Annotated in this window: 1 protein-coding gene; it reads right to left on the reverse strand. The window is 68.3% G+C overall.

Going from position 1 to position 268, the window contains the following annotated elements:
* Positions 1 to 268: MotA/TolQ/ExbB proton channel family protein (locus ACZ3HG_RS23840; protein ID WP_465334862.1), on the reverse strand; the 268-nt coding region annotated here is incomplete at both ends.

A 268-nucleotide genomic window follows, 5' to 3' on the forward strand; every position in this document is an offset into this window, starting at 1 on the left:
GGCGTCGCCGCCGACCTTGAGCCCGTCGATCACCTTGCCGACCGAGCCGACCGTCTCGATCAGGCCCCAGAAGGTGCCGAGCAGGCCGAGGAACACGAGCAGGCCGGTCATGTAGCGCGAGATGTCGCGGGCTTCATCCAGGCGGGTTGCGATCGAATCCAGCAGATGCCGCATGGTCTGCTGCGAGATCGACATCCGTCCGGTGCGCTCGCCGCCGAGGATCGCAGCCATCGGGGCAAGCAACGTCGGCCGGCGCTCGATGGCGAGG

The organism is Erwinia sp. PME.40.26/001 (assembly GCF_055556675.1).